The organism is Aminobacter sp. SR38 (assembly GCF_014843375.1).
Taxonomy (GTDB): Bacteria; Pseudomonadota; Alphaproteobacteria; order Rhizobiales; family Rhizobiaceae; genus Aminobacter; species Aminobacter ciceronei.
This window is the reverse complement of record NZ_CP062112.1, coordinates 2,075,236-2,091,488: the sequence shown is the minus strand read 5'-3', so window position 1 is coordinate 2,091,488 and position 16,253 is coordinate 2,075,236. Positions and strand designations below refer to the sequence as shown.

Here is a 16,253-nt window from a genome sequence, read left to right as displayed (position 1 = left end):
GCCATGCGGTCCCGCGCCTTCCTCGCGTTCAAGATTCTCATCCCGCTGTTCGCCGAAAGACCGGCTCATCCCGCCGTCCCGCTCGGCCGCAGGACGGCCGGCGCGCACAGCGAAGGTCAAGGGCGGCCATCGGCCGGCGCTCCGCGCGCACCCTTGACCGCAGCGAGCACGCTGGCAGGCTGGCGGCGCAGCGGAGACAGGGCGCTATTCCGATACGCCGTCATGATGGCGGTCGCTGCGCTCTCGCTCGGCAGTGCATCGGGCGTGGCGATCGCACAATCCGCGCCGATCGTGCGCGCGGCCGCTGGCGATCCCTATGCAGCGCATATCGCCGAGGCATCGCGACGCTTCGGCATTCCCGAACGCTGGATTCGCGCGGTACTGCGCGCCGAGAGCGCGGGCGACGTGCGCGCGATCTCCTCGGCCGGCGCGATGGGCCAGATGCAGGTCATGCCCGCGACCTGGGCGGAGCTTCGCGTCCGTCATCGTCTCGGCCGCAACCCTTACGACCCGCATGACAACATCCTCGCAGGCACCGCATACCTGCGCGAGATGTGGGACCGCTACGGCGACGTCGCCGCCATGCTCGCGGCCTACAATGCCGGTCCGGCGCGCTATGACGAGCACCGCGCGAAGGGCCGTCCGCTGCCGGCCGAAACACGCGCCTATGTCGCTTCGCTCGCGCCAGTGCTGCGCGGCGGGCGCCCGTCGAAGATCGCATTCGCGGTCGCAAAGCCTCTCGACTGGCGCGAGGCGGCGATCTTCATCATGCGCGATGACGGCGCTTCGGCCGTCAATTCCGCGTCGAGCGAGCGCACGTCCCACGCGCTCACCATCGCACAGCCGGAGAGCCTTTTCGTCGTCCGTCATTCCGGTGGAGATCGGCCATGACGGACTGGACGGCAAATCGCGTTGCATCGTGCGCTGGCGTGGTCTGGAGTGCGTCGGCGGTGGGGGCAGGCGCCACGACCGGACGATGGCGAGATAAAACAGCGCACGTTGCGCGCCGGTCGGTCGGTTGTGTTCGCGGGGTTTTCCGGGGTGCTCCGCACGGTGCAGCGATTTTGCGCACCGTGCACAGACTTTCCAACTCGCTGATTTGGAGACATTTTTTGAACGTTGCGGGATTCGGCCATGGCCGATGAGCGCGAGTTCCGTGTCCGTCCGGGGCGCATCCGCTCGACCCGAGCGCAGCAGGCACGGCCCTTCATCGCGCAGGCGCTCGCCGCCGCGCAGAAGGCCGGCGGCCGCGTGTCGCGTTCCGGCAAGATCACGTCCGGCAACCGCTCGCGCTTCGGCCGCGGCCAGCGCGCCAGCATCCAGGCCAATCGGCTCCTGACCGGACGCTCGCGCATAGTCGTCATCAAGACCCGTGTCGTCCGCCACAGCGCGCGCTCCGCACCGCTCGGCGCGCACCTCAACTACCTGCGCCGCGACGGCGTGACCCGTGACGGGGAGAAGGCGCGGATGTTCGGGCCGGAGAGCGACGAGATGGACGCCCGCGCCTTCGCGGAGCGCTGCGAGGATGACCGGCATCATTTCCGGTTCATCGTGTCGCCCGAGGACGCTGCCGACATGGCCGATCTCAAGGGGTACGCGCGCGAGTTGATGGGTCAGATGGAAAAGGACCTCGGCACCAGGCTCGACTGGATCGGCGTCGACCATTGGAACACCGATAACCCCCATATCCATATCATCCTGCGCGGCCGCACCGACGACGGCCAGGACCTCGTCATCTCCCGCGACTACATCAAGGAAGGCATGCGCGCCCGCGCACAGGATCTCGTAACACTGGAGCTTGGGCCGCGCACCGATCTCGATATCCATCGCAATCTGCAGCGCCAGGTCGAGGCGGAACGCTGGACCCAGCTCGATCGGCAGCTTGTGCGGGACGGCGGCAAGACCGGCATCATCGACCTCGCCCCGCTCCCTGACCGTCAGCCCGACGCGTTCCATGCGCTGAAGGTCGGTCGACTCCGCACCCTCGAAATTCTCGGCCTCGCCGGACAGGTCGGCCCTGCACAGTGGTTCATCAAGGAAGAGGCCGAGAAAGTCCTGCGTGAGCTAGGCGAGCGCGGCGATATCATCAAACGCATGCATCGCGCGTTGACCGAACGCGGCATCGAGCGCGGCTCGGCCAATTATGTGCTGGCCGGCGAAAGCCTCGACGTGCCCGTCATCGGCCGCCTGGTCGAGCGCGGTCTGGACGATGAGCTGAAGGGGACAGCCTATGCCGTGATCGATGGCCTCGATGGCCGCACCCATCATATAAAGCTGCCGCATCTCGACGCCGCCGGCGACAGCCCGCCGGGCTCCATCGTCGAGCTGCGTGCCTATGACGACGCGCGCGGGGAGCGCCGTGTCGCGCTTGCCGTCCGCTCCGACCTCGACATCCACGCGCAGGTCAGCGCGACAGGTGCGACATGGCTGGACCGGCAATCGGTCTCCCGCGATCCGATAGCGCTTTCCGAAGGCGGCTTCGGCGCCGAGGTGCGACAGGCACTGGAGCAACGGGCCGACCACCTGATCGGCGAAGGCCTCGCCGAGCGGCAGGGCAGCCGCGTCATCTTCGCGCGCCGGCTGCTCAATACCCTGCGTGACCGCGAAGTCGATGCGCTCGGCGAAAAGCTGGCTGCGGAAACCAGCCTGCCGTTCAACCGCGCGGGCGGCGGCGAATATGTCGCCGGCGACTATCGGCGGCGCTTCGTGCTCGCCTCCGGCCGCTTCGCCATGATCGACGACGGCCTCGGCTTCCAGCTCGTGCCCTGGTCGCCCTCCCTCGAAAAGCAGCTCGGCCGCCATGTCTCCGGCATCGCCCGCGATGACGGCGGGATCGATTGGGAGTTCGGCCGCAAGCGAGGCCTCGGCCTCTGACAGCCATTGGAAAGGAATGTGCGATGTCCGCGACCAAAATCCTCTGGGGCCAGATCCTCACAGTCTTCGCCATCGTGTTGATAACGACGTGGGGCGCGACCCAATGGACGGCGTGGCGGCTCGGCTTCCAGCCGCAGCTCGGTCCGCACTGGTTCGATCTCGCGGGCTGGCCTGTCTACTATCCGCCGGCCATCTTCTGGTGGTGGTATTTCTACGAGGCCTATGCGCCGGACATCTTCGTGGAAGGTGGTCTGATCGCCGCGTCCGGCGGCTTCATCGCCATTGCGGTCGCTATCGGCATGTCGGTCTGGCGGGCGCGGGAAGCAAAACATGCCGCGACCTACGGCTCGGCGCGCTGGGCCGACAAGGCTGAGATCAGGGCGGCCGACCTGCTCGGCGCCGATGGCGTCGTGCTCGGACGCTTCGATCGGGAATACCTGCGGCATGACGGACCGGAGCATGTCCTGTGCTTCGCGCCGACACGATCCGGCAAGGGCGTCGGCCTGGTCATTCCCTCGCTGCTCACCTGGCCTGGATCGGCAATCGTGCACGACATCAAGGGCGAAAACTGGCAGCTCACATCCGGGTTCCGGTCGCGCCACGGCCGGGTGCTGCTGTTCGACCCGACGAATCCGAAGTCATCGGCCTACAATCCGCTGCTCGAGGTGCGCCGCGGCGAATGGGAGGTGCGGGACGTCCAGAACATCGCCGACATCCTGGTCGATCCCGAAGGGTCCTTGGACAAGCGCAATCATTGGGAAAAGACAAGCCACGCGCTTCTTGTCGGCGCGATCCTGCACGTCCTTTACGCCGAGCCGGACAAGACCCTGGCAGGGGTCGCCGGGTTCCTGTCCGATCCGAAGCGCCCGGTCAAATCCACGCTGCGCGCGATGATGAGGACTGCGCATCTGGGCGACGCGGGGCCGCATCCCGTGGTCGCAAGCGCGGCACGCGAACTGCTCAACAAATCCGACAACGAGCGCTCGGGCGTCTTGAGTACGGCCATGTCCTTCTTGGGATTGTACCGCGATCCTGTCGTGGCCGAAGTGACGCGGCGCTGCGACTGGCGCATCTCCGACATCGTGGGTGCAGAGCGGCCGGCGACGCTCTACCTCGTCGTGCCGCCCTCCGACATCAACCGGACCAAGCCCCTGATCCGGTTGCTGCTCAACCAGATCGGCCGTCGCCTGACCGAGGATCTCCAGGCCAGGCGCGGCAGGCACCGCCTGCTGCTCATGCTCGACGAGTTTCCGGCGCTCGGCCGCCTCGACTTTTTCGAAACCGCCTTGGCCTTCATGGCAGGCTACGGGCTGAAGAGCTTTTTGATCGCGCAATCGCTAAACCAGATCGAGAAGGCGTACGGCGCCAACAACTCGATCCTCGACAACTGCCATGTGCGCGTCAGCTTCGCCACCAATGACGAGCGCACCGCCAAGCGCGTGTCGGATGCGCTCGGCACGGCGACCGAGATGCGGGCGATGAAGAACTATGCCGGGCATCGCCTCTCGCCCTGGCTCGGGCACCTGATGGTCTCCCGGCAGGAAACCGCCCGCGCGCTCCTGACCCCCGGCGAGGTGATGCAGCTTCCGCCGGCCGACGAGATCGTCATGGTCGCAGGCATCCCGCCGATCCGGGCGAAGAAGGCGCGCTATTACGAGGACCCTCGCTTCAGGGAGCGTGTGCTGTCGCCGCCAGACCTCGAACACTCGGATGCGATCCGCCCGGACGACTGGAGCAGGCTGCCGATCCCCGCGCGACCGCAGGCCGCCGATCCGGATGGGGAAAATCCGTCCGACGACGAGGACCCGACGGAATCCGAACGGCGGCTGCAACCCGAACTCAGCCGGGCGAAGCCCGTCGAGAAGAAGGAGCCGATCGACAACGAGTTCGAGATCGAGCGGCCCGACGAGGACGACGAGGATGCCGTGCGCAACCGCCGCCTGGCCCGGCAGATGCAGGGCGCCGCGCGGCAGGTCGCGCTCGACCCCAATGACGGCATCGAGTTGTAAACGCCATGCCCGCGCGAAGGAAGAAAACGAAAATCTCGGCCTATCTCGATCCGGAGGTCATGGCGATGCTGGCGGACTATGCCGCGCGCCGCGACCAGTCGCAGTCCATGATCGCCGAGGCGGCCATCGCGTCGTTCCTGTCGCCGGACGACGCGGAGCGCCGCGAGGCCGTGGTCGCCAAACGTCTCGACCAGCTTGACCGGCGCATCAACCGGCTTGAGCGGGATATGGGCATAGCGGTCGAGACATTGGCCGTGTTCGTCCGGTTCTGGCTCATGACCACACCGGCGCTGCCCGAACCCGCGGCCGAGGCTGCGCGCGCAAAAACGGCCGAACGGTACGAAGCCTTCATCACCGCGCTCGGCCGGCGCCTCGCCAAGGGGCCGAAGCTCAGGCAGGAGATTTCGGAGGATTTTCCGGCTAAGGATGGCCTCGAATAATAGCGTTCGCTTGGCGGCATTGCGCGGCGGACGATCGGGGTGAAAGCGAGCGCCCATGCCCCCGCCGCTATCGTTTGGAATGCCATCTCTCCATCGCGAACGTTACCAATGTATGTGCCGCGTTGACAGCAAGTTGAGCATCTGAAGAGGCGATTGGCGGTGGTGCGATGCCTCGACCGTGTGCTGATCCTATGTGCGTCCGCAGAGTGCCGATTCCATCTACGATCGATGTCAGCCCGCTTAGAATTCGATTCTCGTCATCACCAAGAAGCCTATCGGGGTTGAGGCCAAGCGCCCTTTGGACGACTTTCCACAGTGGAGCGATCGTCTGCATCGCAGGCATTCCCAGTCCATGCGCCTCGATATAGGTCTTACAAAAAGCTTCAACGATCGCCGATGCGGCAGTGATCGCGGCATGTGGATCGCTCACTACGTTGGAAATTGCTCTGTCAAATTCCATTTCGATGGAGGCGAAATCGCCCATCTTGAAGAAATCTGCCAAAGTCTTCGACGCCGGAGTGGCACCCGCGAGCGTAATGACGCCATTCATGTGGTAGGCAAGCTGGTTTCGGGCAAGCGCGGTCCTAATGCGCTCTTGTCCGCGCTGACGTTCGTCATTCGGATTATCGTCGTCCATAAATGACTGGATAACGTGACCGAGCACCGCCAACGCGTCGATGTCCGATTCATCATTACAGCGCTTCAACCATCTGGCGCACTTGTCCTCACAGTTCCCTTCCGGCACATCCCCAGGCGCGCCGCTCTCCATGAAAAGGCTATTGAGCCTGCTATGGCTGTAATAGTAAGCACCGAGCACCGATGATACGGCGCCGATTACTGAATTCGGAATGTCCTGCATAACTCGATACCCGCCTTTGCCCAAAGGGCATCGTTGTCAGTTCCGCCCATCTGGTCAATATCGAATCAGGAGCTGTCAGAAGACGCCACCCTTGATGAATTCATTTGAATTCATCTCCGCCGTTCTCCTGTATTTGCACGCCACGTCCCTACTACGACCGAAACTTGTTGAATCAACCTGATCCGAGGTCCTTTTAGTCATCCCCATTCGGGGAACTGATCGTTGCGTCCCCGCGGAAACGGGGACGGCATGTCGGCCACTCACCACAGGCAGGAAGCGATCCAGCGCGGCGCGCGCATGTTGCGCACGGCGCTCGGCCCGGCCATTGCCCGCCTGCTGGAAGAGCCTGCCGTGGTTGAGGTGATGCTGAACCCGGACGGCCGCATCTGGGTCGATCGGCTGTCCGAGGGCCTTGCCGACACCGGCGAGACAATGGCGGCAGCCGACGGCGAGCGCATCGTGCGCTTGGTCGCGCATCACGTCGGCGCGGAGGTGCATGCACGCCGTCCCCGCGTCTCGGCCGAGTTGCCGGAGACCGGAGAACGGTTCGAGGGTCTGTTGCCCCCAGTCGTCGCAGCGCCGGCCTTCGCCATCCGCAAGCCCGCCGTCGCGGTGTTCACGCTCGACGACTATGTGGCCGCCGGCATCATGACCGCCGATCAGGCGGTCACTCTTCGTACTGCGGTCCAGTCGCGCGCCAACATCCTTGTCGCGGGCGGCACGTCGACCGGCAAGACGACGCTCACCAACGCCCTGCTGGCCGAAGTCGCCAAAAGCGCGGATCGCGTCGTCATCATCGAGGACACGCGCGAGCTGCAATGCGCCGCGCCCAACCTCGTGGCGATGCGGACGAAGGATGGCGTCGCGACGCTCTCCGATCTGGTCCGCTCCTCGCTGCGCCTGCGCCCGGACCGGATTCCCATCGGCGAGGTGCGCGGCAGCGAAGCGCTCGACCTCCTGAAGGCGTGGGGTACGGGCCATCCCGGCGGCATCGGCACGATCCATGCCGGCACGGCGATCGGCGTGCTGCGCCGGCTCGAACAGCTCATTCAGGAAGCCGTCGTGACGGTTCCACGCGCGCTGATCGCCGAGACCATCGATCTCGTTGCCGTGCTCACCGGTCGCGGCTCCGCGCGCCGGCTTGCCGAACTCGCCCGCGTCGACGGGCTCGGCCCGGACGGCGACTACCGCATCGCCACAACCAATCCCGAAGGAGAACCTAAATGATCCAGCGCGCCTTGCGCATCCGTCGCCATCTCGCGGGAGTCGCCGCATTCCTGACTGTCACCGTGATGACGGCGCCGGCCGCATATGCGTCCGGCTCCTCCATGCCGTGGGAACAGCCCCTCGAAAAGATCCTCCAGTCGGTCGAGGGACCGGTCTCCAAAATCATCGCGGTCATCATCATCATCGTCACCGGCCTGACACTGGCCTTCGGCGACACCAGCGGCGGATTCCGCCGGCTGATCCAGATCGTGTTCGGACTGAGCATCGCCTTCGCGGCCAGCTCTTTCTTCCTCAGCTTCTTCAGCTTCGGCGGCGGGGCGCTGATCTGATGGCGGCCGCCTTCGAACAGCTTGATGCCGTGCCGGGATTCTCCGTCCCGGTGCACCGCGCACTGACCGAGCACATTCTGCTCGGCGGCGCTCCGCGCTCCATCGCCATCATGAACGGCACGCTGGCCGGCGCCGTCGGCCTCGGCCTTCGGCTTTGGCTGCTGGGGCTCGTTATCTGGGCGATCGGCCATTTCGCGGCGGTGTGGGCGGCGAGGCGCGATCCGCTGTTCGTGGAAGTCGGACGCAGGCATCTGCGCATCCCCGGTCATCTGGCGGTCTGAGGGTGCGGCCATGATGAACCTTGCCGAATACCGCCGCACCGCTTCTCGTCTCGCCGATTATCTGCCCTGGGTGGCGCTGGTCGGCGAAGGCGTCGTGCTGAATAAGGACGGTAGCTTCCAGCGCAGCGCGCGGTTTCGCGGTCCCGATCTTGATTCCGCCGTCGCGGCCGAGCTGGTCGCCATCGCCGGCCGCATCAACAACGCTTTCCGCCGCCTTGGCTCCGGATGGGGCATTTTTGTCGAGGCGCAGCGGCACGAGGCCTCGACCTATCCCGACAGCACCTTTCCCGATCCGGCTTCCGCGATGGTCGACGCCGAGCGTAAAGCCGATTTCGAGGAAGAAGGAGCGCATTTCGAATCGAGCTATTTTCTGACCTTCCTCTATCTGCCGCCGGCCGAGGAAGCCGCCCGCACCGAAGCCTGGCTCTATGAGGGCCGCGAGCGCTTCGGCGTCGATCCGCATGAGATCCTGCGCGCCTTCACCGATCGCACCGATCGTGTCCTGGCGCTGCTCGACGGCTTCATGCCGGAATGTGCCTGGCTCGGCGACGCGGAAACGCTGACCTACCTGCATTCCACAATCTCGACGAAGCGCCATCGTGTCCGCGTTCCCGAGACGCCGGTCTATCTGGATGCGCTGCTGGCCGACCAGCCGCTGACCGGTGGGCTGGAGCCGCGCCTTGGCGATCAGCATTTGCGGATTCTCACCATTGTCGGCTTTCCGACCGCGACGACGCCCGGCCTGCTCGACGATCTCAATCGACTGGCTTTCCCGTACCGCTGGTCGACGCGCGCGATCCTGCTCGACAAGACCGACGCGACACGGCTGCTGACCAGGATCAGGCGGCAGTGGTTCGCCAAGCGCAAGTCGATCGCCGCGATCCTGAAAGAGGTGATGACCAACGAGCAATCCGTGCTCGTGGACACGGACGCGGCGAATAAGGCCGCGGACGCGGACTTGGCGTTGCAGGAACTCGGCGCGGACATCGCCGGCATGGCCTACGTCACCGCCACCATCACCGTCTGGGACGCCGATCCGCGCCTCGCCGACGAGAAGCTGCGGCTGGTCGAGAAAGTCATCCAGGGTCGCGACTTCTCGGGCATGGTCGAGACGGTCAACGCCGTCGATGCCTGGCTCGGCTCGCTGCCGGGACATGCCTACGCCAATGTCCGTCAGCCGCCTATCAGCACTTTGAATCTCGCCCACATGATCCCCCTGAGTGCCGTGTGGGCGGGGCCGGAACGGGACGAGCACTTCGACGCGCCCCCGCTGCTTTACGGCAGAACCGAAGGCTCGACCCCGTTCCGGTTGTCTCTCCATGTCGGCGATGTCGGCCACACGCTGGTCGTCGGCCCGACTGGCGCCGGCAAGTCCGTGCTGCTGGCGCTCATTGCCTTGCAGTTCAGGCGCTACAGCCAAGCCCAAGTCTTTGCCTTCGACTTCGGCGGCTCGATCCGTGCCGCCGCGCTCGCCATGTCGGGTGACTGGCATGACCTTGGCGGCGGCTTGACGGAAGGTTCGGACTTCTCCGTCTCGCTACAGCCGCTCGCGCGCATCCACGACACCTATGAACGCGCCTGGGCGGCCGACTGGACCGTGGCGATCCTGACCCGCGAAGGCGTCAAGATCACGCCCGAAGCCAAGGAGCATATCTGGACGGCGCTGACCTCGCTGGCCTCCGCGCCGGTCGGGGAACGCACCATCACCGGCTTGAGCGTGCTGCTCCAGTCGAACGACCTGAAGCAGGCCTTGCGTCCGTTCTGCGTCGGGGGTCCATACGGCCGGCTGCTCGACGCCGAGACCGAGCACCTTGGCAGTTCGGATGTGCAGGCGTTCGAGATCGAGGGCCTTGTCGGGACGGGCGCGGCGCCGGCCGTGCTGTCCTATCTCTTCCACCGCATCGGTGACCGCCTCGACGGCCGGCCGACGCTGCTCATCATCGATGAAGGTTGGCTTGCGCTGGACAATGAAGGGTTCGCCAGTCAGCTCCGCGAGTGGCTGAAGACGCTGCGCAAGAAGAACGCCAGTGTCATCTTCGCCACCCAGTCGCTCAGCGACATCGACAATTCAGCGATCGCGCCGGCGATCATCGAAAGCTGCCCGACGCGGCTGCTCCTGCCAAACGAGCGCGCCATCGAACCGCAGATCACGGCGATCTACCGCCGCTTCGGCCTCAATGACCGCCAGATCGACATCCTGGCTCGGGCGACCCCGAAACGGGATTATTACTGCCAGTCGCGGCGCGGCAACCGGCTGTTCGAGCTGGGCCTGTCCGAAGTCGGCCTGGCGCTCTGCGCCGCATCCTCCAAATCCGACCAGACGCTGATCGCGAACCTCGTCACCGAGCACGGCCGAGACGGTTTTCTCGCCGCATGGTTCCACGCCCGCGGCGTGAGCTGGGCGGTCGATCTTCTCCCCAACTTTCCGACGCTCATCCCCCAACCTGAAAAGGAGGTCCAGTCATGACCACCCGTCAATCCCGCTCGCGCGCCGTTCTTCTGGCCGCGACCATGCTCGCCATGCCGCTCGCGCTCACGCCCGTCTTGACCGCTCCAGCTTATGCGTGGCGGATCGTGTTCGATCCCAGCAATTACGCGCAGAACGTGCTAACTGCCGTGCGTTCGCTGGAACAGATCACGCATCAGATCACCTCGCTCCAGAACGAAGCGCAGATGTTGATCAATCAGGCCCGCAACCTTGCGAGCCTGCCGTTCTCGGCGCTTCAGGAGATCCAGCAATCGGTGCAGCGCACCCAGCAGCTCTTGCAGCAGGCCCAGAACATCGCCTTCGACGTCCAGCAAATCGACCAGGCCTTCCAGCAGCAATACGGCGATGTGTCGATGTCCGCGACCGACCAGCAGCTTGTCGCCGACGCCCGCACCCGCTGGCAGAACACGGTCGGCGGCTTGCAGGACGCGATGCGCGTGCAGGCCGGCGTCGTCGGCAATATCGACACCAACCGCACACAGATGTCCGAGTTGGTGAGCCAGAGCCAGGGCGCGACCGGCGCGCTTCAGGCAACGCAGGCCGGCAACCAGATCCTCGCCCTCCAGTCGCAACAGCTTTCCGATCTGGTCGCGCTGATCTCCGCGAACGGCCGCGCCGGCGCGCTGACCGAAGCAGAGCGCGCGGCGGCCGTGGCGCAAGGTCGCGAGCAGCGCCGCCGCTTCCTCACGCCCGGCGGCGGCTACCAGCCGGGCAACGCCCAAATGTTCAACGGCAACTGAGGACGGTCGGATGGACGGCAAGATGCTGGCCCGGCTGGGCGCTGTCATGTTCGTCGCCATCGCCATCACGGCGACGGTGATTGAACTGACCCGCAAGGACGATGCGCCGGCGTCGCCGCCGGCGGACATCGTCCAACCTGATCACGATCCGCTGCGCGAGGGTCAGCGCCGGTGCCAGCAGCTTGGGCAGAAGGCAGCCGAGGATGCCGACTGCCTGCGCGTGTGGGCAGAAACCCGCGATCGCTTCCTCCGTCGCACACCTGCACCCGCAGCGCCTGCGGCCAACGACGGGCGGTGACGCATGGGCGGTAGCGGGGTCATCGACAATTTCCTTGGGGTCTTCACCCGCTACATCGATAGCGGGTTCGGCCTGCTCGGCGGCGAGGTCGGCTTCATCGCCTCCACGCTGATCGTCATCGACGTGACGCTGGCCGCCCTGTTCTGGAGCTGGGGCGCCGATGAAGACATCATGGCGCGGCTGGTCAAGAAGACCCTGTTCGTCGGCGTCTTCGCCTATCTCATCTCCAACTGGAACAATCTCGCGAAGATCGTGTTCGACAGCTTCGCTGGCCTTGGCCTGCAAGCTTCCGGCACGGGGTTTTCCGCGCAGGACCTCATGCGCCCCGGCAAGGTGGCGCAGACCGGGCTGGATGCGGCACGGCCGCTGCTCGAATCCATCTCCGACTTGATGGGCTGGGTCGCGTTCTTCGAGAATTTCATCCAGATCGCCTGCCTGCTCTTCGCCTGGGCACTCGTCATCCTCGCCTTCTTCCTTCTGGCGATCCAGCTCTTCGTGACGCTGATCGAGTTCAAGCTGTCAACGCTCGCCGGTTTCGTGCTGATTCCGTTCGGCCTGTTCGGCAAGACCGCCTTCATGGCCGAGCGCGTGCTCGGCAATGTGATTTCTTCCGGCATCAAGGTGCTGGTGCTCGCCGTCATCATCGGCATCGGCTCGACTCTATTCAGCCAGTTCACGCAAGGTTTTGGCGGGCAGGCGCCGAGCATAGACGACGCCATGGCCGTCGTGCTGGCCGCGCTCTCGCTGCTCGGCCTCGGCATCTTCGGCCCCGGCATCGCCAACGGCCTTGTCTCCGGCGGTCCCCAGCTCGGCGCGGGCGCGGCGGCTGGCACCGGCCTCGCTGTCGGGGGAGCGGCCCTTGCGGCCGGCGGTGGCGCCGTGCTGGCCGCGAAAGGTGGGGCCACTGCCGTGCGTGGTGGCGCGACCGTCGCCGGCGCGACATCTTCGGCCTACTCCCTGGGGTCCATGGGGCAGTCCGGTGCGGCTGGTGTCGCGTCGGGGATCGGAGGCGTTGCGTATGCCGCAGGATCAGCGGCGATATCACCACTGCGCCGCGCGGCCGCGAGCGTTAAATCTAGCTTCGACAGCGGCGTGACATCCGGCTTCGCCGCAACCGGCGGTGCCTCCACCCTGGGAACAGTTGGACAGGCAAGCGCCGCCGCTGGTTCGCCACCCGCCTGGGCGGAGCGCATGCGGCGCGGCGGACATATGGGCCATGCCGTCCAGGCCACCGCGCACGCCGTCCGCTCCGGCGACAGCCACGGCTCCGGCTCCTCCGTCAATCTCTCCGAAAGTGACCGCTCATGAACCTCTTCAACCGTCCCGCCGCGCATTACGGCAAGACCCCCGAACCCGAAACTCCATATCAGAAAGCTGCGCAGGTCTGGGACGAGCGCATCGGCTCGGCGCGTGTTCAGGCGAAGAACTGGCGATACATGGCATTCGGATCGCTGGTCCTGTCGGCCGGTTTCGCGGCGGCTCTTGCCTGGCAGTCGGTGCAAGGAACCGTCGTTCCGTGGATCGTCCAGGTGGACAAGATTGGTCAGGCGCAGACGGTCGAACCAGCCGCCGCCAACTATCGGCCGACCGATCCCCAGGTGGCATGGCATCTGGCACGCTTCATCGAGCAGGTCAGGAGCATTCCGGCCGATCCGGTCATCGTGCGGCAAAACTGGTTGCGCGGCTACGAGTGGACAACGGATCGTGGTGCTGCGGCGCTCAACGACTACGCCCGCTCGAACGACCCCTTCGCCAAGGTCGGCAAGCAACAGGTCGCCGTCGAGGTCTCCAGCGTCATCCGCGCATCGGCGGATAGCTTCCGCGTCGCCTGGACCGAACGCCACTACGAAAACGGTCAGCTTTCTACGACCGAGCGCTGGACCGCGATCCTGACCATCGTCATCCAGCCGCCGCGCGACGCCGACCGGCTCAAGGCGAATCCGCTCGGCATCTACGTCAACGCCATCAACTGGTCGCGGGAGATGAGCCAATGATGATGCGCTTCCCCCGGCGGAAAGCCGAGTGTGAGACTACGTCTCTCCGTATCGCCGTCATGCCGGTTTTCCGTAAATCCGCCATTCCGCTTCTGCTGCTTTCCGGCATTGCGCTTGCCGGCTGCGCCACGCCGCAGAAGCCGCCGCAGATCACTTACGATTCCGACGTGCCGCCGCTGCCGACCGTGCCGGCATCCGTCACCGACGATCGGCCGAAGCCGCTCCACATTCCGCCGGCCTGGACTCCGGCCAAAGGCGGCGCGGCGGCCGGCACGCCGACCGGCCGTGTCGAGAGCGCCAACGCGGCCGCGCGCGTCCAGCCGCGCCGCGAGGGTTACTACAACGCGATCCAGATCTATCCATGGTCTGAAGGCGCGCTCTATCAGGTCTATGCCGCGCCCGGGCAGATCACGGACATCGCACTGGAGCCTGGCGAAAGCCTGACTGGGGCCGGGCCGATCGCGGCTGGCGATACCGCCCGCTGGATCATCGGCGACACGGAATCCGGTTCGGGCACGGCCCGGCGCGTTCATGTGCTGGTAAAACCCTCACGGCCGGACATTACCACCAACCTGGTCATCACCACCGATCGGCGCACCTACATGCTCGAGCTGCGCTCCGGGCCAAAGCCCTACATGCCCGCCGTAGCCTGGGCCTATCCGCGCTCGACGACTGCGCAAGGGCAAATCGTTCCGGCCACGCCGGTCATCCCGGCCGTCGCCGCGCGCAACTACCGTTACGGCCTGACTGGCGGCAACCCGCCCTGGAAGCCGATCTCCGTATATGACGACGGCCGCCGCGTCTATGTCGAGTTCCCGCGCGGAATCGTCCAGGGCGAAATGCCGCCGATCGTCGTGATCGGCCCGGAAGGTGAGGCGCAGATCGCCAACACCCGCATCTATCGCAACATCCTGATCGTCGATCGTCTCTTCGGCGCCGCCGAGCTGCGCCTTGGCAGCGGCAAGCAGCAGCAGACCGTCAGGATCGTGCGCACCGATGGGAGACCGTCATGAGTGAGAATGAAACCCACGCTGCCGCGCCGATGCGGCTTCGCGCCGAGCCGCCGCGCGTCACGCGTCTGTCGCGCAAGGTGCTGACAGGCCTCGGCGTGGTCGCAGGCCTCGGTATCGGTGGTGCTCTGATCTATGCCCTTCAGACCCGCACGTCCGGCGATGACGGCAAGGAGCTGTACTCCACCAGCAATCGCCAGCCGGCCGATGGTCTCGCCGGCCTGCCGCGTGACTACACCGGTCCGGTCCTCGGCCCGCCGCTGCCAGGCGATCTTGGCCGCCCCATCCTCGACGCACAGAATAAGGGGCAGCCTGTCGTGCCCCCGACCATCACGACGCCAGCGGTCGACGAGGCCGAGCAACGCCGGCGAGCCGAGGAAGAGGCCGCGCGGACGAGCAAGGTGTTCTTCCAGACGCAACCGGGCGCCGCTACGACGGCAGGAATGCCGGGAAGCACGACGATCCCGAATCTCGCAGGTCTCGATCTGAGCGGACAACCTGGCCAGCAAACCGCGCAGGACAAGCAACTCGCCTTCCTTAACGCGACCGCCGATCGCCGTACCACGTCGTCGGATCGCGTCATGGCGCCGGCCTCGCCGTTCGTGCTCCAGGCAGGCGCCGTCATCCCTGCGGCGCTCATCACCGGCATCCGCTCCGATCTGCCGGGCCAGATCACGGCGCAGGTAACAGAGAATATCTATGACAGCCGCACTGGCCGCATCCTGCTCGTGCCGCAAGGCACGCGCGTCATCGGCCAGTACGACAACAATGTGCAGTTCGGACAGCGTCGCGTTCTGCTCGTCTGGAACCGCCTGATCCTGCCTAATGGCCGGTCGATCGTGTTGGAGCGTCAGCCGGGCGCCGACACCCAAGGTTATGCCGGGCTCGAGGACGGCGTCGACTACCACTGGTGGGACCTGGCCAAGGCCGCCGGCTTGTCGACGTTGCTCAGCGTGGGAGCTGAACTCGCGACCAACGATGACGACCGCCTCATCCAGGCGATCCGCAACGGCGGTCAGGACACGATCAACGATGCCGGCCAGCAGATCATCCAGCGCCAGTTGCAGGTCGCTCCGACACTGACGATCCGCCCGGGCTTCCCGGTCAGGATCATTGTCACGCGGGACCTGGTATTCGAGGCGTACCGGGGATGACCATGGCAAAACTGAAACTTGGCGCGATCCCCGATGAAAAGCCAGTGAAGGTGACGGTGGAGCTGCCGGCCGCGCTGCACAAGGATCTCGTCGCCTATGCCGAAGCGCTTTCGCGCGAATCCGGACAGGAGATTGGCGACCCCGTCAGGCTGATCGTGCCAATGCTGCAGCGCTTCGTCGCGACGGATAGGGCGTTCACCCGAGCGCGTAAGACGCAGCGAGGGTAGTCAGCGATTGAGGCTGTCTTTAAGGGCCTTGGCAGGCGCGAAGGTCAGCTTCTTTGCAGCGGCAATCTTCATCGCGGCGCCAGTTGAAGGATTCCGGCCGTCGCGTTCCGGCGTCGCCCTCACCTTGAATTTGCCGAATCCGGGCAATGAAATCTCTTCACCCGCTGCCGCCGCTTCAGCGATCGCCTTGAACACTCCGTCGACCAGCGCTTTGCCCTGGGCCTTGGTCAGGTTGTGTTCGGTCGCCAGCTTGTCGGCAATTTCGATTGCAGTTGTCATGAGTTGGTCTCTCCTTCGGCAGTAGCACGCCCTATGCCACGCTA

At 65.6% G+C, this 16,253-nt stretch carries 17 protein-coding genes; 15 read left to right on the top strand and 2 right to left on the bottom strand.

Translation table 11 applies throughout. The annotated features are described in order from the left end of the window. The first annotated feature begins 3 nt into the window (after positions 1–3). From IG197_RS10205 to IG197_RS10190, 4 genes are all read left to right on the top strand, one after another. Positions 4–891 carry a lytic transglycosylase domain-containing protein gene (locus tag IG197_RS10205; RefSeq protein WP_192318611.1) on the top strand — a complete coding sequence of 296 codons (888 nt, stop codon included), beginning with the start codon at positions 4–6 and terminating at the stop codon, positions 889–891. Between the two features lie 243 nt (positions 892–1,134). After that, positions 1,135–2,874: a VirD2 family relaxase/mobilization nuclease gene (locus tag IG197_RS10200; RefSeq protein ID WP_192318610.1), complete on the top strand. Its 1,740-nt coding sequence runs from the start codon at positions 1,135–1,137 to the stop codon at positions 2,872–2,874. Positions 2,875–2,897: 23 nt separating this feature from the next. Beyond that, positions 2,898–4,883, top strand: coding sequence for a conjugal transfer protein TraG (locus IG197_RS10195; protein WP_192318609.1), 1,986 nt, complete (start codon positions 2,898–2,900; stop codon positions 4,881–4,883). A gap of 5 nt (positions 4,884–4,888) precedes the next feature. Next, entirely contained in the window at positions 4,889–5,323 is a 435-nt protein-coding gene (locus tag IG197_RS10190; protein WP_192318608.1) for a CopG family transcriptional regulator, read from the top strand. Between the two features lie 67 nt (positions 5,324–5,390). Here IG197_RS10190 and IG197_RS10185 read toward each other — a convergent pair whose 3' ends face one another. Next, the gene (locus IG197_RS10185; RefSeq protein WP_192318607.1) at positions 5,391–6,182 is read right to left on the bottom strand and encodes an abortive infection family protein; all 792 of its coding nucleotides are present in this window, start codon (positions 6,180–6,182) and stop codon (positions 5,391–5,393) included. Between the two features lie 249 nt (positions 6,183–6,431). Between IG197_RS10185 and trbB the strand changes: the two genes are divergently transcribed. The 11 genes from trbB to IG197_RS10130 are packed head-to-tail and all read left to right on the top strand — an operon-like array spanning position 6,432 to position 15,930. Next, a complete protein-coding gene (gene trbB / locus IG197_RS10180) occupies positions 6,432–7,409 on the top strand; it encodes a P-type conjugative transfer ATPase TrbB (protein ID WP_192318606.1) in 978 nt (325 codons plus the stop codon). Next, the gene (locus tag IG197_RS10175; protein WP_192318605.1) at positions 7,406–7,738 is read left to right on the top strand and encodes a TrbC/VirB2 family protein; all 333 of its coding nucleotides are present in this window, start codon (positions 7,406–7,408) and stop codon (positions 7,736–7,738) included. Before trbB ends, IG197_RS10175 begins: the two co-directional genes overlap by 4 nt. Next, entirely contained in the window at positions 7,738–8,019 is a 282-nt protein-coding gene (locus IG197_RS10170; RefSeq protein ID WP_192318604.1) for a VirB3 family type IV secretion system protein, read from the top strand. The genes IG197_RS10175 and IG197_RS10170 overlap by 1 nt, the downstream gene beginning before the upstream one ends. 10 nt (positions 8,020–8,029) lie before the next feature. After that, positions 8,030–10,486: a conjugal transfer protein TrbE gene (trbE, locus tag IG197_RS10165; RefSeq protein WP_192318603.1), complete on the top strand. Its 2,457-nt coding sequence runs from the start codon at positions 8,030–8,032 to the stop codon at positions 10,484–10,486. Continuing rightward, the gene (gene trbJ / locus IG197_RS10160; RefSeq protein ID WP_192318602.1) at positions 10,483–11,247 is read left to right on the top strand and encodes a P-type conjugative transfer protein TrbJ; all 765 of its coding nucleotides are present in this window, start codon (positions 10,483–10,485) and stop codon (positions 11,245–11,247) included. Before trbE ends, trbJ begins: the two co-directional genes overlap by 4 nt. A gap of 10 nt (positions 11,248–11,257) precedes the next feature. Further along, positions 11,258–11,545 (top strand): putative entry exclusion protein TrbK-alt, encoded by a 288-nt coding sequence (trbK-alt, locus tag IG197_RS10155; protein WP_192318601.1) that lies wholly within the window; start codon positions 11,258–11,260, stop codon positions 11,543–11,545. Between the two features lie 3 nt (positions 11,546–11,548). Then, a complete protein-coding gene (trbL, locus tag IG197_RS10150) occupies positions 11,549–12,853 on the top strand; it encodes a P-type conjugative transfer protein TrbL (protein WP_192318600.1) in 1,305 nt (434 codons plus the stop codon). Beyond that, entirely contained in the window at positions 12,850–13,539 is a 690-nt protein-coding gene (gene trbF / locus IG197_RS10145) for a conjugal transfer protein TrbF (RefSeq protein ID WP_192318599.1), read from the top strand. Before trbL ends, trbF begins: the two co-directional genes overlap by 4 nt. A gap of 59 nt (positions 13,540–13,598) precedes the next feature. Further along, complete coding sequence (gene trbG, locus IG197_RS10140; RefSeq protein WP_192319678.1) at positions 13,599–14,552, top strand: P-type conjugative transfer protein TrbG; 954 nt, start codon at positions 13,599–13,601, stop codon at positions 14,550–14,552. Beyond that, positions 14,549–15,703, top strand: a complete 1,155-nt coding sequence (locus IG197_RS10135) for a TrbI/VirB10 family protein (protein WP_192318598.1) — start codon at positions 14,549–14,551, stop codon at positions 15,701–15,703. The genes trbG and IG197_RS10135 overlap by 4 nt, the downstream gene beginning before the upstream one ends. 2 nt (positions 15,704–15,705) lie before the next feature. Then, positions 15,706–15,930 (top strand): DUF2274 domain-containing protein, encoded by a 225-nt coding sequence (locus IG197_RS10130; protein WP_192318597.1) that lies wholly within the window; start codon positions 15,706–15,708, stop codon positions 15,928–15,930. Here IG197_RS10130 and IG197_RS10125 read toward each other — a convergent pair whose 3' ends face one another. Continuing rightward, a complete protein-coding gene (locus IG197_RS10125; protein WP_192318595.1) occupies positions 15,931–16,209 on the bottom strand; it encodes an HU family DNA-binding protein in 279 nt (92 codons plus the stop codon). It abuts the gene before it with no gap. Between the last annotated feature and the right edge of the window lie 44 nt (positions 16,210–16,253).